Below are 24,572 nucleotides of genomic sequence, written 5' to 3'. Positions count from 1 at the left end.
TTAAGTTCAGCTTGTAGGAGTCTGTTGCATTTTAAATAAACATAAATCGCCAAAAAAGTGCCTCTGGAATGCGCCAGAAGCACTTTTTTTGTCGAGCAAATTTTCAAAAAATCCAAAAGTTTACGTTTTGTATTAAGATATGACATAGAAGGGGGCATCATACTGATGAATCCAGGTGAGACTTTACTTCGTGTCGAACGGGCCAGAAAAAGACTGTACCAAATCCAGAAGAAATATGGATTTTTAACGCATCCCAAAGTGATTGAACAATCCATGAAACTGGATGAACTATTGAATCAATACCAAATATACAAAATGAAATCCTAACAAATGAGTTCACGACATGTTGCTAATGGTAGAACGTGAAATCCAATCTCCAAACCCCAAACCCCAATCAAAATTCTAAATCCTATACTATGAAGAGGTGATAACGTTGTTGAACATACGAAATCCTGTAACCCCTTTTGGTTGGAAAATCAAAGAAAAGCTAGTCGAGAGGCAAATGGATCAGAGAACATTTTGTGATACCTACCATATTCCTGCTAGCCGCTTGTCCAATCTCATTCATGGAACACGTAAGGCCAAAAAATATAGAGTACAAGTATGTCAACTGCTTGGGATCGAAGAATAACCCCCTCTCTCCTTTATGGAAACAGGGCATCCTAATGATATGTAAGCTACAGTGGCAAAGGACTCCAGGTTTCTTTAATATAGATTGTACATAGGAAGCTTAAAACAAGGAGTGATGGGGATGTTCTCCAGAATGGCAGAGCAGAAGATTGCTGAGGCGATGGCCAAAGGTGAGTTTGATCATTTACCGGGAGAGGGCAAGCCACTGGTGATCGAGGATTTGTCACATGTTCCAGAGGAGCTGCGGATGTCGTACAAGCTGTTGAAGAATGCAGGCATTTTACCGGAAGAGCTTCAGTTACAAAAGGAATGTGTCCAGCTACGTGATTTGCTTCACGCTTGCCATGAGGCAGGAGAGCAACAACGGATCAGTCGCAGGCTGACTGAAAAATCACTTCGTCTACGTATGCTGCTGGAGGAAAGAGGGCTGAATACGTCATCTGTATTTTATGAATATGAGTCCGCTATGCGTAAGCGACTGGAGAAATAGAAGCGAGCGGAGCAAAGGGCGGAATGCCCTTGCCCGTACACTTTGATTTCCGCGCTTTACCTCATTACCGTTGCAGTGCAGATAATCTCATGAGGCATTGTTTCGTCAGGATGACGGGTTCTTTGGGCAGTTTGTCCAAATGAAAGTCATCGATTAAATCCACAGCCTTCACAGGCTCAGGTGAATCCAGCAGCCCGGAAAAATAGGCGAGCCAGCCAATGACTGCTTCCGGTGTGATACCTTGTCGGCGCATAGCTCGGAGTGCTACGCCACCATGTCGTTTGGCCAGCCTTCGCCCATCAGGGCCCAGGACAAGGGGAACGTGTGCGAAACGTGGCGACTGCAACCCCAAAGCTTGGTACAGCAATAGCTGACGGGGAGTCGAATCGAGAAGATCATACCCACGTAGTACGTCGGTCATATACATATCTGCATCATCGACAACGACAGCCAGCTGATAGGAAAACATGCCGTCCGCCCGTTTGACGATAAAATCGCCGCCCTCTGCCGCACCGAAGGTCACATGGCCTGCTACCTGATCATGAAACGAAATAACGGCATCTGGATTTTGCGGTACTTTAAAGCGAAGTGAAGGGAGTTTATGTTGTGCTTTGGCTACGACATCTTGAGAGCTAAGGTTGCGACATGCACCTGAATATGCGGGTCCTTCACCAGACAGTCCATGTGGAGCATGGGCGGCAGCCACAATGTCGGCCCGACTACAAAAACAAGGATACAGCAAATCTTGCTCCTGTAGTATCTCCAATGCAGATTGGAAGCGTTCCAGCCGCTGGCTTTGAGTGTAGGGACCGTAGGGACCGCCTACGTCGGGTCCTTCGTCCCATTCCAGCCCGATCCAGCGCAAATCTTCCATAATCCCTTGCGCCAACTGGCTGCGAGCTCGCGTCATATCGATATCTTCCATGCGCAAAATATAGGTTCCACCCAGGGAACGAACGTGCAGCCAGGATAATAAGGCGGTACGAGCGTTTCCTAAGTGTATCCATCCCGATGGTGTTGGGGCAAATCGCCCTCTGATGGGTTGGGCCTGTAATTCCATACGAAAGTGACCTCGATTCTATATTCCGTCCTTCAGCAATCCATATCAACCATATTATAAAACGAACTTGCCGCGAGTGCATCTCGACAGGGTATAGGAGCTAACACAGAAAACTTACATAGCTGCGATGGCCAGACGGGAAATTTAAATATCTGTATAATAGATTTAGAAGAATTATGCACGACAGATCAAAGAGAAGTCCCAGAGTGCAGCTTAACATTTTTTATTCAATATTCAATAATTACAGGTAATGAAAAATTCACAATAATAAAGGAATTAAAACTTAGATTCTACGCATCAAGCGTATCATTGGAGAGATTTCATTGACAGATAAACAACTGCCTATTATGCAAGTGATCCCCGAGCTTAAACATACACTGCAATCCCATTCGGCGGCGGTACTGATTGCACAGCCGGGAGCGGGGAAAACGACGGTAACACCGCTGGAGCTGCTGCATGAGCCGTGGCTGGCAGGGCAAAAGATGATTATGCTGGAGCCGAGGCGTTTGGCAGCACGTGCAGCAGCAGCGCAAATGGCGAAAGCGCTGGGAGAGCCCACCGGGAAGACCGTGGGTTATCGGGTTCGTATGGATACAAAAGTAGGACCAAACACGCGGATTGAAGTGGTTACGGAGGGCGTACTGACCCGGATGCTGCAACATGATCAGGCATTGGAGGGAGTCGGGCTGATTATGTTTGATGAGTTTCATGAACGCAGCCTGCATGCAGACTTGGGATTGGCACTTGCCCTGCAAAGCCAGGCGCTGTTGCGACCGGATTTGAAGATATTGATCATGTCTGCCACCCTGGAGGCAGAGCCTGTATGCAGACTATTAGGGGATGCGCCATTGCTGGAATGTCCAGGCACCGTATTTCCAGTAGAAACCTTTCATATGTCCAAACCTTCATCAATCTCATTAGAGTCCTTTACGGCTGAGACGGTAGAAAAGGCACTTCATGCTCATGATGGCGATCTGCTGGTGTTTTTACCAGGGGCTAGAGAAATTCATAGAACGGAACGAGAATTGGCTTCAAAGCATTTACCAGCACACGTCAAGGTAATTCCGTTGTACGGCAGCATGAAGCTGGAGCAGCAGGATGAGGCAATACGCCCGTCGGCTTTGGGCAGCCGAAAAGTGGTATTGGCCACCTCGATTGCCGAGTCTAGCTTGACCATCGCCGGGATCACGGTGGTGATCGATAGCGGACTGTCGCGGGAATCGGTATTTTCCGCGCGAACCGGTATGAGCCGTTTGACCACCGTCAAGGTGTCCAAGGCCTCCGCCGACCAGCGGCGCGGACGGGCGGGCCGTCTCCAGCCGGGCGTATGCTACCGGCTGTGGAGCGCACAGGAGCATGCCGCGCTCCCCGATGCCAGTCGCCCGGAAATCGCCGCGGCGGATCTGGCCCCGCTCGCGCTGGAGCTGGCGGCCTGGGGCGTGCGCGAGCCCGCCGAGCTGGCCTGGCTGGATGCCCCGCCTGAGGCCGCGTACCGCCAGGCCACAGGTCTGCTGCACCAGCTCGGCTGCCTGGATGAAGCAGCCGACGGCACTACAGGCGGCATCACCGCGCATGGGCGCGAGGTGTCCGCCCTAGGCACGCACCCGCGCCTTGGGCACATGCTGTTGCGCGCAGCCGCCCTTGGCCTGGCCCCGACTGCCAGCCGTCTGGCTGCGCTGCTGCAAGAGCGGGACCCGTTCCGCGCACATGGCGGAACGGATTTGCGCCCGCGGCTGGATGCCCTGCGCGAGGCGGCCCATGCCCGCAGTACGCACAGCCTGCTGCGGGCAGCAGACGATACGGTGATTCGCCGTATCGTGCAGGAGAGCCGGCAGCTGCTAGCCACGCTGCCGACAGCAGCCGCAGCGCAGGACGAGCCTGATGGCTCCGCGGCTTGCGGGCTGCTGTTGGCCTTTGCGTATCCGGATCGGATCGCGCAGGGCCGGGGGGATGGCCGCTTTTTGCTTAGCGGCGGTCGGGGGGCGCGACTCCGACAAGTGGAGTGGATGTCGCGTTCGTCCTATCTCGTCGCCGCCGAAGTGGACGACGAGGGAGCAGATGGCGCCATTCAGTTGGCGGCACCGGTTGAACTGCAAGAGCTGATTCAGCATTGCAGCGAATTGCTGCTAGAACAAGCCAACGTATACTGGGATAGCTCCGCCTCAGCAGCGAGAGCCCGCAAGGTACTGCGGCTGGGCTCACTCGTCTTAAAGGAAACGTCCTATGAGCGACCTCCGGCAGAGGAAGTAGCTGCCGCCTTGATGCAGGGTGTCCGTGAACGAGGTCTGAAGCTACTGTCATGGAATCGGCAAACCCTCCAGTTGCAGGCTCGTTTGATTTTTATGCACTTCTCGGCGCCTGAGGACTGGCCGGACTGCACGGAATCGGCATTGCTGGATTCACTGGAATCGTGGCTGTTGCCTTTTGCTCTAGGAGCCAAAAATGTATCCGATTTGCAACGGCTGGACAGTGCTGCATTGCTGCTAGGCAGGCTAGATTGGGAACAGCGGCAGCAGCTTGATCAGGAAGCGCCGACGCATATCCGCGTACCCAGCGGTTCCCGCATTCCTGTCGATTATTCGAATCCTGAGGCACCAGCGCTGGCCGTACGACTACAAGAGTTGTTCGGTATGAGGGATACGCCTCTTATTGGACGCGGACGCGTACCCATTGTATTGCATTTACTGTCACCTGCCCAGCGACCTGTCCAAGTGACGTCCGACTTGTCCAGCTTCTGGAGCGAGGCTTACTTTGAAGTCAAAAAGGACCTGAAGGGCAGATATCCCAAGCATTATTGGCCGGATGATCCACTGGAAGCTGTGGCGACCAACAGAGCAAAGCCAAAGCGTTAAATAGAAGCTGTTTTATGCTAATCGACTTTTTGAATTTTCGTAAAATCGTTTAAACGTCATAATGGCGGGGTAATGAAAGACGAACCACTCAACACCAAAATATTGGGAGGTAACTATTATGGCTAATAACTTAAACGATTATAATGAAAAGAAAATTGTTGGTGTTTTTGATACAGAGCAGGAAGCATCTCGTGCGATAGGACAATTGCAGAGCAAAGGAATCCCAAGCAGTGAAATTTCTGTGATCACCCGTGACCGTGACGAGCTAAGGACGATTAGTGAAGAGACAGGCACCAAAGCACCGGAGGGTGTAGCGACAGGGGCGGCTACCGGCGGTATTGTAGGCGGCGTTGCTGGCTTGCTGGCAGGCATCGGGGCCTTGGCTATTCCGGGTATCGGACCGATCCTTGCTGCTGGACCTATCGCGGCTACTCTTACCGGAGCAGCTGTCGGAGCGGGAGCAGGTGGCTTGGTCGGTGGACTGGTCGGGCTAGGCATTCCAGAAGATGATGCACGTCAATACGAGACATACGTCGATCAGGGCAAGATTTTAGTGCTGGTGGATTCTGCTGACCATCACAGGGATGTTTATGATATTTTCCGCACCAACCGTTCGCTGAATGCGGATCGTTACAGAACGTATGATGATACGGTGGCGGATACGCGGACAGATGCGTACACAGATACTAGAAGGAACCTGTAAACAACTAACGGCTAGTTGAGAACGTGATTTAACAGGCTTTCCTATCTCCTTTGTATATAGGTTGTTTCTACAGCAGCAGTCTCCCCGAGAGGGAAGACTGCTGCTTTTACATGTTAGTGAAACATAGAATAAACCTGAGATAAATGATGCTTTGCTTGTTGTTGGCTCGTTTATCCTTCTATATATTTTTACAGAATTGTCGTTATAATAGATTTGAGGATTTTGAAAAATCATGGATTTATAAATTGCTAGATGTAACAGGAGAGTGACATGAGTCAAAAAGAGAGAATTTCCGAAGTCGCTTTGCTAAGAGGGCTGGCTTTTGCCGCCGTTGTTCTTCAGCATTCCGTCGCACATTATGCGGTTGCGCAGGGGGCGCGCATCCAGGACGGGGTTTTGATGACACTTTTACTGCTGTGTTCCAAATTTGCAGTTCCGGTGTTTGTGTTTATCACGGGCATGGTGCTATTTTACAATTATGATGGGGTCTTAAAGTACGGAACGTTTTTACGTAAAAGATTCATGGACATCATTGTTCCGTATATCATATGGTCTCTTTTATACGAATTGGGAAATCAGCTTGCCCAAAGTGGTGGATATATTCACCCGCTGGATTTTTTCCAGAAGCTATTGAACGGGAAAAGCAGCTATCATCTATGGTACATCGTTATGATTATCCAATGTTATGTGTTATTTCCCGTGTTTCGTTATGCGGTCCGTCATTTGTCTGCGCTACTGCCGTCAAAATGGCGACCCGCTGCATTGGCTGGATTCGGCGTGCTATATATTTTGCTCATGTTCGCCGTTGGACCCGTATACCAAGCGATGGATAAGCTCCAGCTTCCGGTCATTACCTCTTGGTTTACCCTGTACGCTGACCGGAATGTGATCTACTTTTTCTTTTATTTTGTGTTAGGAGCGGCAGCCGGGATGAACGTCAAGCGTTGGAATGCTTGGGTAACCAAAGCACAGATGATATACTGGCCGTTGTTTATCGTGATTACAGGCTACTTACTGTATGAGATGATCGGTCAGTTCCAGACGCCGCGAGGTACAGTTCTTTCCTTTAACTATTTGTCTTTGCTGCGTCCGGTCATGGCTGTATATTGCGTTGCGTCTATTTTTGTAGCTTATCGGGTAGCGACGTGGATTGCTCATAAGGGGGGACGTGCGGCGAGTATGCTGACGGCCATCGGAACGTTGTCCTATGGAGCGTATCTCATGCATGCCTTTATGCTGCGTGTGACCTATTATTTTGACGAGACGTTTTTTGCAGACTGGAGCCACGTTCTTCGTACGCTGGCTTCGTTCGTTCTCTGTATGATCTTTTCCGTTGCCGGAACATGGCTACTGGCACGCTTGCCTCTGGGCAAATGGATCGTGGGGCTTCGGGTTCGTCCTCGCCCGACTGGAGGTCCGCCAGCCTTACAAAAGCAAGCCTGATTTGATAACCCAATCACATATGTTCACAAGAGTATCCCAAAGCCAAGAAATAAGGCAATGGGATACTTTTCTATCTACATTTGTTTAATAGTATGCATACTGATAGACTGGATGTTCCTTTACCAGTAAGGTGAAGGAACATCCATATGGGAGGGTCGCAAAATGAGTGGTCCAGATACAAGAAGCGTTTTTCCGATGAAAAATATTAGAAGTCTGTGTTTTTTGAACAATGTAGTGGTTAATCCATATATCGAAATCGGGGATTATACCTATTATGACGATAATGATAACCCTTTGGATTTTGAGAAAAATGTCCTTTATCATTTTGATTTTATAGGGGACAAATTAAAGATTGGTAAGTTTTGTGCGATTGCAGCCAAAGCCAAATTTATTATGAATGGTGCTAATCATAATACAAATGCATTTACGACTTTTCCTTTTGGAGCGTTTGGCGGAGATTGGGAAGTTGGTTTACCCAATTTAAGTGGGGGCTACAAAGGGGACACTGTGGTTGGAAATGATGTTTGGATTGGTTACAACGTTACCATTATGCCCGGAGTTCAAATTGGTGATGGCGCGATCATTGCGTCAAACGCCGTGGTGACTAAAGATGTTCGGCCATATTCCATTGTAGGAGGAAATCCTGCGAAGTTAATTCGTTATCGGTTTGATGAGGAAACTATAGCTATGCTCCAAACCCTGAAATGGTGGGACTGGGACATCCAAAAAATAACAGAATATATTCCTGTTTTGACAAGTAACGATACGGAGGCCTTAAAACAATTAATCCAGTCTTCGTAATCTGTAACTCTATTTTTTTAGCTTTAGTTATATTATTTCAACATATGAAAAATTCATAATAGCAAAAACAATAAAATCATTTCTCAGCGCTTCGCACACTACTCTATATCGCCTCATTCTATATCTCTCGCCATCTTAAAACAGGTCACAAGAGATGAAGGGTTCTCATACGCTCTCATATCATCAAAGGAAATAGTGTATGGACGCAGAGTGGTTTATAATGGAAGATAAGGTGCACGAATAAGGTGTGGAGGAGGCTGTGAAATGGCGTTTATGATATCCCAGCGGGCTTTTATCAAAATTTATCTGATCACAATGGTGGAGAGGCATCGCGGTTATGGATATCAGATGCTCGAATCGATGAAAGATGAGTTTAGTGGCTTTGGGTATGTTCCGCCTCAGAGCGAGGTTTACCGGGCGCTGCATGAGCTGGTACAGGAAGGTGTTTTTTACCGTACCAAGCGATTGAAAGGAACAGACCCGCGCGTGGATTTTCAGGAGATTGTACTCTATCACTTTACAGATGATGGGGAGGAGAAAGCACGATTGTACAAGAAGCAGGTCAAAGCTGATTTGGACCGTTGCTTAGGTATGCTGCATAAAGCGGAACAAGACAACTATTCCTAACCACGAAAGGATGAGAATGATGGGTAGAAAGCTGAAATGGGGAATTTTAGGCACTGCGGAGATCGCCCAAATCGCTGTAATTCCGGCAATTCAGCAATCCGAACGCGGAGAAGTGCTTGGGATTGCTAGTCGTAATGCGGATAAAGCCGCTGAGACCGCCCGGGAGTTCGATATTCCGAAAAGTTATGGAAGCTATGATGACCTGTTGGCTGATCCCGAAATCGGAGCGGTGTACATTCCGTTGCCGAACCATCTGCATGAAGAGTGGACCATTCGGGCAGCGGAGGCTGGGAAGCACGTTTTGTGTGAAAAACCATCTTCTCTTAGCTCGGCCGGGACAAGCCGCATGATTGAAGCATGTCAACGTGCAGGAGTGATCTTTGCAGAGGCTTTTATGTATCGCTATCATCCCAAACATCGAAGAATTAAGGAAATTATCAATAGTGGGGAAATTGGTGACATTCGCGGCATCCATTGCACGTTTACGTTTAACAATACCGATCAGGCAGATAATGTGCGCTTTAATAAAAACATGGGCGGCGGCTCGCTATATGATGTGGGCGTCTATCCGATATCAGCCGCTCGTATGTATTTGGATCGGGAACCGGAGGCAGTGACGGTACATGCCTTATTTTCCCCGGAGCATGACAACGTCGATATGATGGCTTCCGGTTTGCTGGAATTTCCGGGTGGAGTCAACCTTACTTTCGATTGTGGCATGTGGGCAGCTAATCGTTCCAACATGGAAATTCTCGGTAGCAAGGGTACGATTGCCATGCCCAAAATGTTCGGTTGGGAAAGAACGTCTGTTGTACCGCAAATTTTCGTCCACGTCGGTTCGGTCACGCGTGAGGAACGTCTGAAAGGTTTTAATTCCTTTGAACTGCAAGCGGATGCTTTTGCTAAAGCGGTGCTTGACGGTGTCCCGTTGCCGTATGAGCCAGAAGATGCGGTGAGCAATATGAAGGTAATCGATGCTTGTATTGAGTCAGCTCGTAGTCGGAAACGGATAGAAATTGGATAACGGGATCACTGTATTCCCGTAAAGACATAAAAAGCAGCCTGTCCAAAGGACAAGCTGCTTTTTTAGATGAACGAATACATAAGCATATAGCATTACATATTTTCATCATAATCGGTGACATCACGCTTGGCGGCAGTTGCAGGCGAGTTTGATGTACCGTATTTCTCCACGGCGTCCCATGCGCCCGCATCGTCAAATCGTCCTGCATTTCGTTGGCGAACCTCACCTGCACCCTTGGGCGGCGGAGTCATGACCTGTTCCTCTACAGGACGGTCATTCGATAATTCTCGAGTTGGCGTGTGCTCGATTGTATAGGCTGTATATGGAATGGCTTGCAACCGTTCAAAGGGAATTTCTTTCCCGCTCTCCACACATATTCCGTATGTCCCATCCTTCATCCGTTGAAGGGCTGCATTGACTTGCTCCAGCTCGTCTTGTAGCGAATCATTAATCGCCAGATCACGGGACCGTTCAAAGGTTTCTGTCCCTATATCAGCGGGGTGGTTGTCATAGGACGAGAGCTCACCTGTGGAATCTGTCAGTGTTTCTCCCAATTGAGCGTTTTCCTGACCGTTTTGTTCAAAATGCTTTTCTAAATCCTTTTTCTGCTCCAGCAACATATGTTTCAGCTCTGCAAGCTGCGAATCGTTCAAATGGTTCATGATCATCTCTCCCCTTCGTGGTCTGTATAAGTGACACGTATGCTCTTTTATACCCGTTCATAGGGCCGGGCAATCATCAGAGACTTTTATTCCCAGCCTAGAATGTGATATAAAAAGAATAGTGTGTTAAGGAGGGAATAACCGATGGATGAACATATGAAGCGTCGTCTGGATAAACAAAAGCAGTTGTTTAAACAACTGGGCATTCAGCTGGACGCGCTCTCCATTCATGAGAAACAGTTTAAGAATAAAATGCGCGGCTATGATCCGGACGAGGTGGATGCCTTTCTGGATGAAGTGATCAAGGATTATGAACGCTTTTATGCGAATATAGCCGACCTGATGGACAAGTGGCAGGAGCAGCAGGCAACCATACGTGATTTGAAAAATGCACCCAAGCCTGCGGCCGACCTTAATGGACTGGACCGTCGTCAACTGGAGGATATCGTTAAGCAGTTGGAATATAGTGTACGCCAATTAAAAGTGCGAGTACGTCCTGAAAATGACTATTTTCCGGAGTAAGGTGCAGTAAGCACTGTGTTGGTGCCTCTATTGTGGTATGATGGAAACAAGCATTTTTCCAAACATTTAATGAGGCACACACATAAAGGTGGTTAACATGAGTACCCATTTTTCCGTTAGTATCCATTGTCTGCTTCTTCTGGCTGAAGGGGCACCGGAGCGAATGACATCGTCACTTATTGCTTCCAGCATCAATACAAACCCAGTAGTTGTGAGAAGGATTATGAGCCGACTCAAACAAGCGGGTTTGGTGGATTCGTCGCCTGGAGCACGCGGCTTTCGTCTAAGCATGTCCAGTTCAAACATCAATCTGAAAATGATCTATGAGGCGACCAAGGATGAAGGTCCGTTGTTCGCCATCCATACCGACAGCAATCATAATTGTGAGGTAGGCAGGAACATAGACGCATTATTGGATGGTTTATATACCGTGGCAGAGCAGAAAATACAGGCGTTTTTCGAGACCGTTACGCTGCGAGATCTGGAGCAGGCACTTCAGCAGCGCGTGGGGCAACAAAGTTCATCCGTGTAAAGACGCTGGTAAGGAGAATTTATATGAAAATCATCGTACTTTCAGACACTCATATGCCGCATAGAAGCAAAGCGTTGCCTAGTCGGCTTGTACAGGAGTTAAAAGGCAGTGACCTCATTCTCCATGCCGGAGACTGGACGGATTGGTTCGTATATGAACGTCTAGCTGAATTTGCGCCTGTGCAAGGCATTGCCGGAAACAATGATGGAATGGACATCGTGGAGCGTTTAGGCTATCAGCGAATCGTTGAAGTTGAAGGCAAGCGGATCGGTATGGTTCACGGTCACGGCTGGCGAGGAACGACAGAAAATATCGCATTGAATACGTTTAAGGGAGAAACGCTGGATTGCCTGATTTATGGACATTCGCATATTCCGGTGGTCAAAACGATTGACGGTCAGCTTGTCCTTAATCCAGGGTCTCCGACGGACAAACGTGGCGAAGACGAATATTCATTTATCGTGCTGACGATTGAAGCTGGTCAGATGGAAGCACAGCTTGTTCTTTATCCAGATAAACATTGATTTAAAACCAACAACTGTTGATTAAAGGGGAAGCTATGGCCATTTTTGAATTAGAACCAATGAAGCATCATGTGTTGATCTGCAATGGAGGCACATGTATGCGACATGAGGGTGAAGAAGTTACACAGGCAATTCGGGATGAAATTCGTAAACAAAATGCAGAAGCATATATTCACACGACCAGAACTCGCTGTAATGGGCGTTGTCATGATGCTGCGGTTGTGATCGTATATCCTCAAGGGGACTGGTATGGTCAAATGACCCCCGACTCGGGGACTCAACTGGTGCAGAAGCTCGTAACGGGAGAGAAGCTGGAACCTCATCTTTTTCATGAGTATACAGGTAAATCCAGCTCGGAATAATCCAATCAACCATTTATAAGAACATGAGTAGAGAAAATCTTTGCGGAGATTTTCTCTTTTTTGCGTTTAATCCTCGATGTGAAAGGTAAAAGTATACTGTGAACACCAATCCGATAGGGAGGGAAGTAAAATGGCCCCATTTGAAGATAACCTGCACGATCAGAATGAGCAGAAAGGACAGACGGGGAAAGGAACAACGGAGTCTAAACATCAGGAACAGTCGATCAATCGAGATCATGCAGAGCAGTATCCGACAGAGCAGGAAAGCTTGTTTGACCGTTTTGAGATTGAGCAGACGGTAGACGCCATTCCCGTAGAGGATTTGAAGATGGAAAGGCAGGAGGAGAGAGACAAGGATGCAACCAAGCACACCTCTTCCAGTGAGAAAAAATATAATGGTGGCGTATAATCATCAACTAACTGGTAATATTTAAAAAGAAATCTCTTGACTTTAAGATATATGTAATGTATATTAAGTTACGAAAAGTAATTAATTTTTCTCAGGAGGTAACAAAATGGCTAAAGACTTCTTCACAGCTCTGAAAGACAGACGCTCCTATTATGGTATTAGCAAAGAACAGGTCATTTCTGACCAACGGATTCAAGAGATTGTAGAGGAAGCTGTTAAGTACACACCTACCTCTTTCAACTCCCAAACTTCACGTGCAGTAGTGTTGCTTGGAGAGCATCATGATAAACTGTGGAATATTACAGAAGATATTTTGCGTGAGGTTGTAGGCAATGAGGAGCAATTCAAGTCTACTGCCGAGAAAATGAACGGTTTCCGCAGCGGATACGGAACAGTCTTGTTCTTTGAAGACAATAACGTGGTAGCTGGTCTGCAGCAACAATTTGAAGCCTATGCGGACAATTTCCCAATCTGGTCCAACCAATCTAATGGTATGTTGCAATTGGTAGTATGGACGGCTCTGGAGCAAGAAGGACTGGGGGCATCCCTTCAGCATTACAACCCATTGATTGATGAAAAAGTGAAAAACGAATGGAACATTCCTGAGCATTGGAAACTGATTGCTGAAATGCCATTTGGTAAACCGACATTCCAACCAGGTGAAAAAGAATTCCAGCCTGTTGAAGAACGAGTAAAAACATTTAAATAATTATAATTTTCACGATAAAATGACGATTCAGGCTCGACCTGGTAAAGCACTGTGGGTATCCACAGTGCTTTTTGTCATTCCATTTTTAAGGCATATAAGCTTTGATATGTACGGACACAGGGGTTAATTCATCCGTTAGTGGGTGATATTATGTTTAAAATTGGATGAGAAGTTTACATTGGTGTTATTGCGGTTTTATGCAGATGTCTAGGATAACGCGCATTCAAAGGAGGAAAAGTGATGAACTATGATTGCATTATTGTTGGTGGGGGAATTGCCGGATTGCAAGCAGCGATTCAATTGGGGAGATACAGCAGTCATCGAGTTCTAGTGATAGATTCGGGCTATGGTCGATCTACGCTGTGCCACCAGTATCATAATATTTTGGGCTTTCCTGACGGAATTTCTGGTGAAGAGCTGCGACGGCTTGGACGTAGTGAAGCCACGAAACTAGGTACTGAATTTGTTGAAGGGAAGGCGGTAAAAGCCGCCAAAAGAGATGAGCTTTTTGACATTCAAGTGGATGCAGGATCCGTCTATTCGTCAAAAACGCTGCTGTTGGCGACAGGGCTAACGGACCGTTTTCCAAAGCTGGATGGGTTACAAGCCTGCTTGGGCAACAGTGTATATGTGTGCCCGGATTGTGACGGTTATGAGGTTCAGGATCGCAGCACGGTCGTTATGGGGGCAGGCAAAGCAGGAGCTTCCATGGCTCTGACTTTATCAGCGCGCACCGATCAACTTGTTTATGTCAATCATGAGCGTTCAGAGGTGCCGGACGAGCTGATCGTAAAGCTGCGGGAAAAAGGGATTGGCTATAAGGAAGCAGCCATTTCAGAGATTATAACCGGAGAATGGGGCTGTTTTGAAGGAGTGCGGCTGGCTGATGGACATGTGGTTCCAGCAGAGCGGGGCTTTTTAGCCTTTGGCAGCAATCACGTTCATTCAGAGCTGGCGGAGCAACTGGGTGTACATCTGCTGCATAATAAGCATATTGAGACTCATCCTCGCAGCAAAATGACAAATGTGGAAAATGTATGGGTAGCCGGGGACTTAGGAGCTCATGCCGAGCAAGCGACTGTGGCGATGGGAGAAGGAGCTATGTCAGCGATTTGGATACACAAGGTATTAACTGGTATGAAAACAAAAGAACCGCAGCTCTGAGAGCTGCGGTTTAGAACGATGGGTGTGTACTCGTTGGGAGTTGAAGTTCGAAGCGTTTTAATTGATCGCTCATGCCGTACTTACGTAAAATTTCCGTCTGTTTGTTGCCGATAAGATCAAAATGCGGATAGGGCTGACGCTGATGAATATATTGGGGGTTCAATCCGTTATGGTTGCACCATAAGCGCAGCTTGTCCAAATCAGAACATCCCACCTTGGTGACGGTTGTAATGCCTGGAAAGCGATCATCCAGCCAGTAATGTGTCAGGAAAGCAATTTCACCACGACTGACCTCTCTTTTCCAGGCCATAAGCTCCTGCCGGGTAATGCCAAATGCCATCGTTCTCATCCTTCCTTGGCTCATTCTGAAATCATGAGCTGCTGCGCGGTTGTTCCATTATTTTCGTACTATAGTTTGTATTATGATCCACATGGGGTAACACAATAACAGGAGACCCTGTGTGACGACCTCCTGTTAGCGGTTAAAGCCATCTCTCGGCCCAGCTCTCCACACCATTTAATGCATCACCTAGCTCTTTACCCTTGCGTGTCAGCGAATACTCGGTACGCACAGGCCGCTCTGTGATGACATTGCGAAGGATCAGGCCGGAAAGCTCTAGTTCCTTGATGCGTTCGTTCAGCATGCGTTTACTAAGATCAGGTATGGAGACGTGAATTTCACTAAATCGTTTGGGATGTTCCATCAAAGTATGAATGATGAGAGCGGTCCATTTTTTGCTGATGATCTGAAAGGACTGTTCCACCTTACCGCACAAAAGCTTAGGCTGCCTGTCGTCGCTCATCTGAATCCCCTCAATTTCATTGTTGTTTTAAACAGTATACTAAAAGTAACTCTGTATACCAATAGTAACTATAACGCTTTGTATCAACTGTGACATATTTAACAGTTTTTTCTCTTTCCTTTCGTCAATCATACCACAGAAAACGTTATCATTACAGGATATATCGAATGTTCACGATTTCGCTAAAATTTGATTGACTTGCCCCTTATTTTGGGTGTATTATGGGTTACGTTAATTCCTCAGGTAACTTTTAATAACCTCATCTTTATAATGGGAAGAAGGAATATTTCATGGATTCAATGACATTTGTCTTATTTGGAGCGACAGGGGATTTGGCGAAACGCAAAATTTACCCTGCCTTGTATAATTTGTTTGTAGAAGGTAAAATTCCGGCTTCCTTTTCTGTAATTGGGATGGGGCGTCGTGAAGTGGCGGACGAGCAATTTCAAAGTAATGTAGAGCAATCCATTAAGGATTTTTCCAGACACGTGAATGAAGACCGTGCACAGATGGATCAGTTCTTAAGTGCTTTCCGTTACAGCGCATTGAACGTCAACCACCCGGAAGATTATAAAAAGCTGCTGCAGCTTGCTGAGCAACGTGAAAATGACTTGGGAATTCCGGGGAACCGCATGTTTTACTTATCGGTGGCACCGGAATTTTTTGATGTGATTGCCCTCAATATTCGGGAGAGTGGTTTAGCTGAAACAAAGGGTTGGAAACGGCTCATTATCGAAAAACCATTTGGACATGATCTGGAATCAGCACGTGAGCTGAATGATCGCCTGAGCAGAACCTTTGCTGAGGATGAGATTTATCGTATTGACCATTACTTAGGTAAGCCCATGGTACAAAACCTGGAAGCCTTAAAATTTGCTAATCCATTGCTTCAAGGGATATGGAACAATCAATACATCGCCAATGTGCAAATTACCGCATCCGAGACTGTAGGGGTGGAGGAGCGAGCAGGATACTATGATCATTCCGGCGCTATTCGTGATATGGTACAAAATCACATGCTGCAGGTATTGATGATGACGGCTATGAACAAGCCGGGACATGTCACGGCTGACCAGGTGCGTGATGAAAAAAGCAAGGTGATGGACGCGCTTCGTGCACTTGATCCTTCCGATATTGCTTCCAACGTGGTTAGAGGCCAATATACCAACGGTGAGATCAACGGAAAAGCAGTTCCTTCCTATAATGAAGAGCCGGACATCGGTCCTGATTCACAAAATGATACTTTCATTTCAGCTCGCCTATGGATTGACAACGAACAATGGTCGGGTGTACCTTTCTATATTCGTACTGGCAAACGCATGAAAGAAAAATCTACTCGTATCGTTGTGGAATTCAAAAAGGACAGCACAGATCCTTATGCCGCTCAAGGGCAACCGACTGACCCGAACTTGCTGATCATCCATGTTAACCCGGATGAAAAGGTAACGCTGCGTCTGAATAGCAGAGACCCGTTAAACGCTGGTCAACTGGAAACGGTTCTGATGAATTATCATTCCGAGGCCAAGGATGTACCAGAAGCCTATGAGCGCCTCATCTTTGATGCGCTGCGCGGCGATTCCACCTTTTTTGCTCATTGGAACGAAGTTGAGCTTTCATGGGTGTGGGTTCAACCTGTACTGGAAGCTTTTGCTCGTGGTGAGGTTCCACTTCATACGTATGCAGCAGGCTCTTACGGTCCAGAAGCTTCAGATCAATTGTTGGAAGAGCAAGGCTTTACATGGTGGCTGGACGAAAAGTCCGAAAGCACTGAAAAAGCAGTCGTTCGTTCTTAACATCAATAAGAAAGTATATACAAAATATGTTTGCTACGGCAGGAGGCCTTTACAATGCAAGTAGGATTAATTGGTTTGGGAAAAATGGGCTTAAATCTCGGGAAAAATTTGATCGATCATAAGCATGAACTTGTGGCTTACGACGTCAATGCAGCCGCCATCCAAGAAATGAAGGATTATGGAGCTACAGGTGCTTCCACATTGGAAGAGCTTGTACAGGCAACTCAATCCCCTAGAGTATTGTGGATTATGGTTCCTCACCAAATTGTGGATTCTGTGCTGGATCAGCTTCAACCGATGTTGTCCAAAGGAGACATCATTATTGAAGGTGGTAATTCTCATTACAAAGAGTCTATTGCTCGCCATGCCCGTCTTCAAGAATATGGTATCAGCTTCATGGATGCTGGAACCTCAGGCGGGATGGAAGGCGCACGCAATGGCGCTTGTTACATGATCGGTGGCGATCCGGAAGCTTGGGCGGTTGTTGAGCCTATTTTCCGCGACACAGCAGTGGAAAACGGATATCTGTATGCAGGTAAAACCGGAAGCGGACATTTTCTGAAAATGGTTCATAACGGTGTGGAATACGGCATGATGGCTTCCATTGGTGAAGGATTTGAAGTGCTGGAAAAAAGCAGCTTTGACTTTGATTATGAACAAGTAGCGCGTGTGTGGAACAACGGTTCTGTTATTCGCTCTTGGTTGATGGGCTTGACTGAACGGGCATTCTCCAAAGATGCAAACCTGGACGAAATCCGTGGGGTTATGCACTCTTCTGGTGAAGGAAAATGGACGGTTGAGGAAGCGCTGGACATTCAGGCTGCAACTCCAGTCATTGCTTTGTCCCTGCTGATGCGCTACCGTTCTCTTGATGCGGACACGTTCAACGGGAAAGTGGTTGCTGCGCTGCGCAATGAATTTGGCGGTCACGCGGTAGAAAAGAAGTAATAACGATATAAGCTAGTATCTATCCCCGTAGCTTCACAACTGCGGGGATATTGCTATATGTTTTGTCGTTTATTGGATGTTTGTAAAACCTGCATATGCATATTTTTCCTTGTATATCCGCACAATAGATGAAAAAGGCGGAAGGATGAATAGCGTATGTGCAAAAGGTTTTCGTTATCGGCTGATTTGGATGAGGTAAGGGATCATTTTGGTATACAACGGGTGATGTATTATTACAAAACGCGTTATAACATGAGTCCCACCCAGCATATTCCAATTGTGCTGCATCAGGATGGAGAACGGGTACTTGATGAATTTCGCTGGGGATTTATTCCCTACTGGGGCAAGGATTGTGTCAATGCAGACTTGAATACAGTTCGGGTAAATCCGAGTTATCGCAAGATGGCGGAAACCCGACGCTGTATCATTCCATGCAATGGATTTTATTATTGGCGCAAATTGGGTAAACGCATGTGTGCTGTACGGGTGGTACTGCCGGAACAGAAGATGTTTGCGGTCGCGGGGCTATATGAAGTATGGCAGGATAGTCGTAAGGAGCCTTTACGCACCTGTACGATGATGACAGTTCATGCCAATACGGATATACGTGAATTCGATACCCGTATGCCAGCTATTTTGGAAGCTGATCATATAGATTCATGGCTGGACCCGTCTGTCCAGAACATAGATGAGCTGTTGCCTCTACTGCGCACGTATGAGCAAGGCGACATGAGCATCTATCCAGTGACCCCACTGGTGGCCAATGATGAACATGATAACCGTGAATGTATTCAGGAAATGGATTTGCAGTGGTCCTGGATTAAACCTTAAACGTATGGAGATTTTCATCCATGATTGATCATAAGCTTCCCGCCACCTGCATAGGTATGTATTGGGGAACAAGCGTCATGATCCGGGGAGAGGGGAAACGGCCGAAGGAGTATCTCATATGGGATGGGGGCGATTGGAATGAGTAACGATACACTCATCCAGCTGCTGGTGCTCATGGTGACGATCATCGGTCTGGTCCAAAACCGGTAAGTGGCAGGTTCCAGAAGGCGGGAGAATTGCCGTAGGCAATCTTCCGTTTTTTTCTGTGTTAAAAAGCTCGCAGATTAAGGAAGCTTACGGTACAATAGATGCTAGGCTACAGGTGACAAGACACCTGAATATACGTCTACATACGATATATTTTTAAGGGAGAGCGAATCATGAGTGAATTAACTTCATTACCACCAGCCAAAAAAAGAAAATTGCTGTTTAGCGCAGGGCTCAGCTGGTTGTTTGATGCTATGGATGTGGGGCTGCTTTCATTTATAGTCGCAGCGTTGGCAAAGGAGTGGCATCTGGGATCTGAGCAAATTGGACTGCTGACTGCAATGAATTCGATAGGAATGGTGTTCGGAGCCGCTTTGGCGGGGATTTTGGCGGATCGTTACGGCAGACGCGCCATATTAGTGTGGACATTGTTGATCTTTTCTATTGCCAGCGGCTTATCCGCTTTTGCGACAGGTCTCGGAATGCTGCTGGTGCTGCGTTTTATTGCTGGTGCAGGCTTGGGCGGGGAATTGCCTGTTGCTTCGACGCTGGTGTCAGAATCAGTGCCTGTGAAAGAACGAGGAAGAGCGGTTGTGCTGCTGGAAAGCTTCTGGGCGGCAGGCTGGATCCTTTCGGCTCTTATTGCTTATTTTGTTATTCCAAAGTATGGTTGGCAAATGGCATTTATTCTCGGCGCAGTACCTGCGCTGTACGCTCTTTATCTGCGCAGAGCTATTGAGGATTCACCGCGTTACAAGCAGCAAAGCGTTAAACTTCCGCTGCGTGCACGATTGGCTTCGATTTGGTCGGGACCCAATCGCAAGTCTACGCTGATGCTGTGGATTTTATGGTTCACAGTTGTATTTTCATACTACGGCATGTTCCTGTGGCTACCGAGCATTATGTTTATGAAAGGTTTCGAACTGGTTAAAAGCTTTGAATATGTACTGATCATGACGCTTGCGCAACTACCAGGTTACTTTACCGCCGCCTATCTAATTGAAAAGCTGGGGCGCAAATTCGTACTGATCATCTACTTGCTGCTCACAGCAGTGTCCGCCATTTGGTTCGGCACCTCGGAAACGGCGGGAATGCTGCTAGCTGCTGGTATCTGCTTGTCCTTTTTTAATCTCGGTGCTTGGGGAGCCATGTACGCTTATACTCCGGAATTGTACCCGACAGCGGTCCGTTCTACCGGTGTGGGTATGGCGGCTGCGTTTGGCCGTATTGGAGGCGTTATCGGGCCTTTTGCGGTCGGTATACTCGTAGGACAAGGCGTAGCGTTACCATCTATCTTTGTGATTTTCTTCGTAGCTATCTTGATCGGAGCAGCGGCTGTATGGTTGCTGGGTACGGAAACCAAAAACCAGGAGATTGACTAACCTTTACATTCACCTGTGTAAAGATTCATAATATAAGAGAGAGGAGTGACCTGAAATGGAGCATACCTTTCTGCTCAAGGCAGACTGGAACGGGGGGCGCAACAGCGACGGCCGTATTGAGGCTGGACAGTTGCGGACTGCAATTTCGATCCCGGCTGAGATGGGAGGCCCTGGTGTGGGCACCAATCCAGATGAAATGCTGCTCGGTGCCGCCGCTACCTGCTATTTGATTACGTTGGCGGCTATGATGGAGCGCGCGAGTCTCCCGGTGGCATCACTGGCGCTGGAATCCGAAGGGATTGTCGATGTAACGAACAATATTTTTACATATCGCCGAATTGTGCATCGTCCGCAGGTTCAATTGGCCGCCGATGCGACAGAATCGCAGATCGAACAAGCATTGCGACTGGCAGAGCAGGCAGAAACCTCATGCATGATCTCGCGTGCCGTAGCGGGAAATGTGACGTTGTCCACAGAGCCCGTGGTGGAGCGCGCCTCTTAAAGCGATATTTGTAACAGGAGCAATCATTCCAATTGCCCATCATTTTTTTAATCCAAGGAGGACACAACCATGACAGCACAACAAAAATTGCTCGTATTCGCAGGCTCTTACGCCGAATTGGAAGGTAACGGAGTTTATTCGTACACTTTTAATGAACAGACAGGAGCACTTACACTACAGGATGAGTTCTCCGGCTTGAAAAATCCTACATTCCTGAATGTGGACGTCAAAAATCGGAAGCTGTATTCCATTGGAGAGACGACTTCTGCTGCAGGAGCGAAAGTAGGCGAAGCCTCTGCTTTCGAAATTGACCCAGTTAAAGGAACATTTACATTGCTGAATCGTGCGGAAAACGTGGGTGCAACAACTTGCCACATTCAGCGTGATCCATCTGATCGTTACCTTATTGTAGTCAGCTACCACGGAGGTATGGTGGGACTGGTATCTCTGACCGAGGACGGACGTATCGGTGAGTTGCTGGATGTTAAACAGCATGAGGGCAAAGGGGCACATCCTGAACGTCAGGATCGTCCACATCCACATTCCAGTTTCTTTAGTCCGGATGGCCGCTTCCTGTTCGTACAAGATCTCGGTCTGGATCTGATCCGCGTTTACACCATTGATGACAGCAAAGGACAACTGGTGCTTCATGGTGAAACGAAAACCCATGCAGGTGCAGGTCCACGTCATTTGACGTTCCACCCGAATGGTAAATTTGCTTTTGTCATTAACGAAGTGGATTCTTCCATTACTTCTTTTGCATACGATGCAGAGGCTGGCAAGCTCACTGAGCTTGAGAGCGTACCGACATTGCCGTCTGACTTTACAGGTGAAAACACAACTGCTGAAATTGCGATTTCGGGGGATGGAGCTTATCTGTACGGTTCCAACCGTGGGCATGACAGCATTGTGGTATACGCTGTAGATGGAGCAACTGGCAAGTTGAGCTTGGTCGAGCATGTATCTGCCGAAGGAGAGCATCCACGCCATTTTGCTTTGACTCCAAATGGTGACCATATGCTCGTGGCCAACCGCGACACCAACAACATTGTTACGTTCAAAGTGGACAAGGCAAGTGGACGCTTGACCTACACTGGGCAACAAGTAACCGTGTCCAAGCCAGTATGCGTACAGCCTTTTTACTTTTCCGTGTAAAAGGAGCGCTACATTTATATCATGCGGAGTGGTTAAGTGATAGTGATGCGGATAATGGTCGCTACGAGGACGGATCATTCTTCCGATCGCTGTTGCCCCCAGATTTCTTGTTTGTATGTTCAAGGGTAGAAATCCGGAGACAAAGGCGAACGCTCCGCTTCTTCAGAACAATTCCGTCCTCTCCGCTGCTTTAGTGCTTTTGGCGACCATTTTTTTATGCAGAAACAATAAATGAATACGTATATGTTGATGGTACTGATAGATTAACCAAGCATAGAAAATTTTTTAGTGAAAACGGCTCGTAGGATAACCTACAGCCGTTTTTATTTTAGGGCTTAGTCATTTCAAAAGAAGTCACTACCTACAAAAATAATATAAAATTTTATGGTTACAAATAAGATACGAATAATCTCGGCAGGAAAAGGGTACATATGTTATAAGCGGGACAAGAATCTCTCAATCCGATAATGCAAATCTAGGACAAGCATTGTGAGTTCCATATAAGGGTTAGAGGCTTAAAATAAAAGTATTATATTTGGCCTAAGTATTAGTTTAGGTCGTTGGCTTTTTTAGAGGCAAACTCATGAAAAATGAGCAATGGCAAGGATAAACTGAGTAACGAAGCGGGCAGATGGATTTCGGAGAAGCGATAGCGTTCGCCTTTGGAACTTGATTTTAACCATTAAAATATATTCAAAAAATCAAGTTCCAACAGCGATCGGAGAAACCATCTGATCGCGAAGTGGGCCTCACAGACCGATAAGAGTATATAAAGGAGGAAACGAAATGAAAATTATCATTACGCAAAAGGAAGCCGTCGACAAAGGAATATGGACAGAGATCATGGGGATGTTTGCTGTAACCAAAGAGGACGAAGTATGGCAAAATGAAGAGTTTATTCTCACCGAAGAACAAGCACGTCAGGTCGGATTATTAAGATAGCAAAGACAAATAGGACATGTTATCAAGTTTTAAGACCAAGTCTTAAAAAATCGTAACTTCTTTTTTATGTATCTGATACACTTTTTAACCGTGCAACGTTTATGATAAGTACACAAGGGTAATGAAGCTTACAGACACCGTGTACATACCCAAACGGCAAGGAGAGATCAGACATGATGAAACTAGCTTCGAAATGGACCGTATTGGCTTTAATGATGATGCTGATTACGACGGCAGGGGCAACAGCGCAAGGCTACACGCCTGTAGCAGCTGCTGAAAATCAGGAGACCGTATATATAAACCAAATGGAGATTCGTGACGGACAAATTTATTTGTCGGCAGACCCGATTGAATGGTATGAAGGCGCGGCAGCTGACAAAGCATTTGTGGAGCATGAAGGAAATACAGGATTGGATGGAGCTCCGGATGGCTACTACATCGTAAACAATTCCGTGCAAAATGACGTGTATCAGGTTGCATCAGATGCTTCAGTAGAGGTGCAGATTTATGATCACACGGGTAACATAGAAGATACAGACGTGCAATGGAACGAATCGATTCCACTGGCACAGTTTGAGAAAGATTTTGCTAAAAAGGACGTTCTGGACCTCAGTCAATTTCCATACCATATTACGCTTCGTGAGGGTAAAGTTATAAAAATCGTGCAGCAATTCATTCCTTAAAATAGAAGTAATCTCATTTCACAAACACGTGCTTTCACTTGATTATAGATCAGGGGAGCACGTGTTTTTTATACTTTATAACAAAAAAAGAGGATATCCAGCCCATATAGGGCGCGGATATCCTCTTCTCTTCATAATATATGATTAGAACGATTTTGCTGTGTCTACTGCACGTTGTACAGCAGAAGCAACGATTTCTTGTGCTTGATCTGGAGATTGATTATGTCCTTCCAGAACAACTTTCACGATGTCTTTCACTCCGAAGAAGGATAAGATGTTGTTCATGAAGTTCAAAGACATTTCAGCTGCAGCAGCTGGTCCTTCGGAATAAACGCCGCCTCTTGCATTCAGCAGGGCTACTTTAGTTTCAGTTACGAGACCAACAGGACCTTCAGCAGTGTATTTGAATGTTTTACCAGCTTGGTTCAGGTAGTCAATGTACGTATGCAGTACAGCTGGAATCGTCATGTTCCAGAGCGGGAAAGCAAATACGACTTTGTCTGCTGCCAGGAATTGATCCAGGTAGCCATTAGCAATGTTTGCCAGGCGAGCTTCTTCTGCGTTCAGCTCCATGCCTCTAGCGGATTTGAACGTGCCGTTGATCATGTTAGCGTTCAAATAAGGAAGCTCGACGGAGAACAGGTCCAGCTCAGTGATTTCATCAGTTGGGTGGGAAGACTTGTAGCTTTCTACGAAGGCGTTATACAATTTAACTGTTGCAGATTCTTCAGCTGTACGATCATTAGCTTTGACAAATAATACTTTAGACATGATTTATTTCCCCCTAAGTAAGTTGAATAAGTAAGTTAAGT

Annotated in this window: 30 protein-coding genes; 25 read left to right on the top strand and 5 right to left on the bottom strand. The window is 46.8% G+C overall.

Annotation, left to right across the window (positions count from 1 at the left end):
- Positions 1 to 159 precede the first annotated feature (159 nt).
- From BM358_RS00825 to BM358_RS00815, 3 genes are all read left to right on the top strand, one after another.
- Positions 160 to 327, top strand: a complete 168-nt coding sequence (locus BM358_RS00825) for an aspartyl-phosphate phosphatase Spo0E family protein (protein ID WP_081047516.1) — start codon at positions 160 to 162, stop codon at positions 325 to 327.
- A 109-nt stretch (positions 328 to 436) separates the two neighbouring features.
- Complete coding sequence (locus tag BM358_RS00820; protein ID WP_028542420.1) at positions 437 to 631, top strand: Rha family transcriptional regulator; 195 nt, start codon at positions 437 to 439, stop codon at positions 629 to 631.
- Between the two features lie 114 nt (positions 632 to 745).
- Positions 746 to 1,120 (top strand): DnaJ family domain-containing protein, encoded by a 375-nt coding sequence (locus BM358_RS00815; protein ID WP_028542419.1) that lies wholly within the window; start codon positions 746 to 748, stop codon positions 1,118 to 1,120.
- A gap of 64 nt (positions 1,121 to 1,184) precedes the next feature.
- Here the strand turns inward: BM358_RS00815 and gluQRS are convergent, their stop codons facing one another.
- The gene (gene gluQRS, locus BM358_RS00810) at positions 1,185 to 2,180 is read right to left on the bottom strand and encodes a tRNA glutamyl-Q(34) synthetase GluQRS (protein ID WP_023988291.1); all 996 of its coding nucleotides are present in this window, start codon (positions 2,178 to 2,180) and stop codon (positions 1,185 to 1,187) included.
- Positions 2,181 to 2,503: 323 nt separating this feature from the next.
- Between gluQRS and hrpB the strand changes: the two genes are divergently transcribed.
- The 6 genes from hrpB (at position 2,504) to BM358_RS00780 (ending at position 9,630) form a co-directional block, all read left to right on the top strand.
- The gene (gene hrpB / locus BM358_RS00805; protein WP_028542418.1) at positions 2,504 to 5,032 is read left to right on the top strand and encodes an ATP-dependent helicase HrpB; all 2,529 of its coding nucleotides are present in this window, start codon (positions 2,504 to 2,506) and stop codon (positions 5,030 to 5,032) included.
- A 118-nt stretch (positions 5,033 to 5,150) separates the two neighbouring features.
- On the top strand, positions 5,151 to 5,735 hold the full coding sequence (locus tag BM358_RS00800) for a general stress protein (protein WP_028542417.1): 585 nt from the start codon (positions 5,151 to 5,153) through the stop codon (positions 5,733 to 5,735).
- A 270-nt stretch (positions 5,736 to 6,005) separates the two neighbouring features.
- A complete protein-coding gene (locus BM358_RS00795) occupies positions 6,006 to 7,178 on the top strand; it encodes an acyltransferase (protein WP_023988293.1) in 1,173 nt (390 codons plus the stop codon).
- Positions 7,179 to 7,340: 162 nt separating this feature from the next.
- Positions 7,341 to 7,979, top strand: a complete 639-nt coding sequence (locus tag BM358_RS00790; protein ID WP_028542416.1) for a CatB-related O-acetyltransferase — start codon at positions 7,341 to 7,343, stop codon at positions 7,977 to 7,979.
- A 264-nt stretch (positions 7,980 to 8,243) separates the two neighbouring features.
- On the top strand, positions 8,244 to 8,606 hold the full coding sequence (locus tag BM358_RS00785) for a replication termination protein (protein WP_013310011.1): 363 nt from the start codon (positions 8,244 to 8,246) through the stop codon (positions 8,604 to 8,606).
- Between the two features lie 19 nt (positions 8,607 to 8,625).
- Entirely contained in the window at positions 8,626 to 9,630 is a 1,005-nt protein-coding gene (locus BM358_RS00780) for a Gfo/Idh/MocA family protein (protein WP_028542415.1), read from the top strand.
- Positions 9,631 to 9,722: 92 nt separating this feature from the next.
- Here BM358_RS00780 and BM358_RS00775 read toward each other — a convergent pair whose 3' ends face one another.
- Entirely contained in the window at positions 9,723 to 10,292 is a 570-nt protein-coding gene (locus BM358_RS00775; RefSeq protein WP_028542414.1) for a TraR/DksA C4-type zinc finger protein, read from the bottom strand.
- A 144-nt stretch (positions 10,293 to 10,436) separates the two neighbouring features.
- Between BM358_RS00775 and BM358_RS00770 the strand changes: the two genes are divergently transcribed.
- The 7 genes from BM358_RS00770 (at position 10,437) to BM358_RS00740 (ending at position 14,514) form a co-directional block, all read left to right on the top strand.
- Positions 10,437 to 10,814 (top strand): DivIVA domain-containing protein, encoded by a 378-nt coding sequence (locus tag BM358_RS00770; RefSeq protein WP_023988297.1) that lies wholly within the window; start codon positions 10,437 to 10,439, stop codon positions 10,812 to 10,814.
- Positions 10,815 to 10,911: 97 nt separating this feature from the next.
- Positions 10,912 to 11,346: an Rrf2 family transcriptional regulator gene (locus BM358_RS00765; protein WP_013310015.1), complete on the top strand. Its 435-nt coding sequence runs from the start codon at positions 10,912 to 10,914 to the stop codon at positions 11,344 to 11,346.
- Between the two features lie 23 nt (positions 11,347 to 11,369).
- Positions 11,370 to 11,870, top strand: a complete 501-nt coding sequence (locus BM358_RS00760) for a metallophosphoesterase family protein (RefSeq protein ID WP_028542413.1) — start codon at positions 11,370 to 11,372, stop codon at positions 11,868 to 11,870.
- Positions 11,871 to 11,905: 35 nt separating this feature from the next.
- The gene (locus BM358_RS00755) at positions 11,906 to 12,232 is read left to right on the top strand and encodes a (2Fe-2S) ferredoxin domain-containing protein (protein WP_028542412.1); all 327 of its coding nucleotides are present in this window, start codon (positions 11,906 to 11,908) and stop codon (positions 12,230 to 12,232) included.
- Positions 12,233 to 12,362: 130 nt separating this feature from the next.
- Positions 12,363 to 12,641, top strand: a complete 279-nt coding sequence (locus tag BM358_RS00750; protein WP_013310018.1) for a hypothetical protein — start codon at positions 12,363 to 12,365, stop codon at positions 12,639 to 12,641.
- 106 nt (positions 12,642 to 12,747) lie between these two features.
- Positions 12,748 to 13,350 carry a nitroreductase family protein gene (locus BM358_RS00745; RefSeq protein WP_025722870.1) on the top strand — a complete coding sequence of 201 codons (603 nt, stop codon included), beginning with the start codon at positions 12,748 to 12,750 and terminating at the stop codon, positions 13,348 to 13,350.
- Positions 13,351 to 13,590: 240 nt separating this feature from the next.
- Complete coding sequence (locus tag BM358_RS00740) at positions 13,591 to 14,514, top strand: NAD(P)/FAD-dependent oxidoreductase (protein ID WP_028542411.1); 924 nt, start codon at positions 13,591 to 13,593, stop codon at positions 14,512 to 14,514.
- Between the two features lie 10 nt (positions 14,515 to 14,524).
- On the opposite strand, the gene BM358_RS00735 is transcribed toward BM358_RS00740, so the two are convergent.
- Together BM358_RS00735 and BM358_RS00730 are read right to left on the bottom strand one after the other, a co-directional pair.
- On the bottom strand, positions 14,525 to 14,854 hold the full coding sequence (locus BM358_RS00735; protein WP_023988302.1) for a hypothetical protein: 330 nt from the start codon (positions 14,852 to 14,854) through the stop codon (positions 14,525 to 14,527).
- A 142-nt stretch (positions 14,855 to 14,996) separates the two neighbouring features.
- Positions 14,997 to 15,317 (bottom strand): winged helix-turn-helix transcriptional regulator, encoded by a 321-nt coding sequence (locus BM358_RS00730; protein WP_007430161.1) that lies wholly within the window; start codon positions 15,315 to 15,317, stop codon positions 14,997 to 14,999.
- A gap of 290 nt (positions 15,318 to 15,607) precedes the next feature.
- Here BM358_RS00730 and zwf point away from each other — a divergent pair, with 290 nt between their 5' ends.
- The 9 genes from zwf (at position 15,608) to BM358_RS00695 (ending at position 23,760) form a co-directional block, all read left to right on the top strand.
- Positions 15,608 to 17,110, top strand: coding sequence for a glucose-6-phosphate dehydrogenase (gene zwf / locus BM358_RS00725; RefSeq protein ID WP_023988303.1), 1,503 nt, complete (start codon positions 15,608 to 15,610; stop codon positions 17,108 to 17,110).
- A 54-nt stretch (positions 17,111 to 17,164) separates the two neighbouring features.
- A complete protein-coding gene (gene gnd / locus BM358_RS00720) occupies positions 17,165 to 18,058 on the top strand; it encodes a phosphogluconate dehydrogenase (NAD(+)-dependent, decarboxylating) (protein ID WP_028542410.1) in 894 nt (297 codons plus the stop codon).
- Positions 18,059 to 18,214: 156 nt separating this feature from the next.
- The gene (locus tag BM358_RS00715) at positions 18,215 to 18,889 is read left to right on the top strand and encodes an SOS response-associated peptidase (protein ID WP_028542409.1); all 675 of its coding nucleotides are present in this window, start codon (positions 18,215 to 18,217) and stop codon (positions 18,887 to 18,889) included.
- A gap of 20 nt (positions 18,890 to 18,909) precedes the next feature.
- Positions 18,910 to 19,035 carry a hypothetical protein gene (locus BM358_RS26680; RefSeq protein WP_023988306.1) on the top strand — a complete coding sequence of 42 codons (126 nt, stop codon included), beginning with the start codon at positions 18,910 to 18,912 and terminating at the stop codon, positions 19,033 to 19,035.
- A 234-nt stretch (positions 19,036 to 19,269) separates the two neighbouring features.
- Entirely contained in the window at positions 19,270 to 20,478 is a 1,209-nt protein-coding gene (locus BM358_RS00710; RefSeq protein ID WP_023988307.1) for an MFS transporter, read from the top strand.
- A gap of 55 nt (positions 20,479 to 20,533) precedes the next feature.
- The gene (locus BM358_RS00705; protein ID WP_028542408.1) at positions 20,534 to 20,980 is read left to right on the top strand and encodes an OsmC family protein; all 447 of its coding nucleotides are present in this window, start codon (positions 20,534 to 20,536) and stop codon (positions 20,978 to 20,980) included.
- A gap of 69 nt (positions 20,981 to 21,049) precedes the next feature.
- Positions 21,050 to 22,135, top strand: coding sequence for a lactonase family protein (locus BM358_RS00700; RefSeq protein WP_025723669.1), 1,086 nt, complete (start codon positions 21,050 to 21,052; stop codon positions 22,133 to 22,135).
- Between the two features lie 786 nt (positions 22,136 to 22,921).
- Positions 22,922 to 23,077: a hypothetical protein gene (locus BM358_RS26345; RefSeq protein ID WP_023988309.1), complete on the top strand. Its 156-nt coding sequence runs from the start codon at positions 22,922 to 22,924 to the stop codon at positions 23,075 to 23,077.
- A gap of 173 nt (positions 23,078 to 23,250) precedes the next feature.
- Positions 23,251 to 23,760 carry a hypothetical protein gene (locus BM358_RS00695; protein WP_028542407.1) on the top strand — a complete coding sequence of 170 codons (510 nt, stop codon included), beginning with the start codon at positions 23,251 to 23,253 and terminating at the stop codon, positions 23,758 to 23,760.
- Positions 23,761 to 23,904: 144 nt separating this feature from the next.
- Here BM358_RS00695 and BM358_RS00690 read toward each other — a convergent pair whose 3' ends face one another.
- Positions 23,905 to 24,531, bottom strand: coding sequence for an FMN-dependent NADH-azoreductase (locus BM358_RS00690; RefSeq protein WP_025723667.1), 627 nt, complete (start codon positions 24,529 to 24,531; stop codon positions 23,905 to 23,907).
- Positions 24,532 to 24,572 lie beyond the last annotated feature (41 nt).

The organism is Paenibacillus sp. cl130 (assembly GCF_900116035.1).
GTDB lineage: Bacteria > Bacillota > Bacilli > Paenibacillales > Paenibacillaceae > Paenibacillus > Paenibacillus polymyxa_B.
The sequence above is the reverse complement of the archived record's forward strand: the minus strand, read 5'-3'. Positions and strand labels throughout refer to the sequence as shown.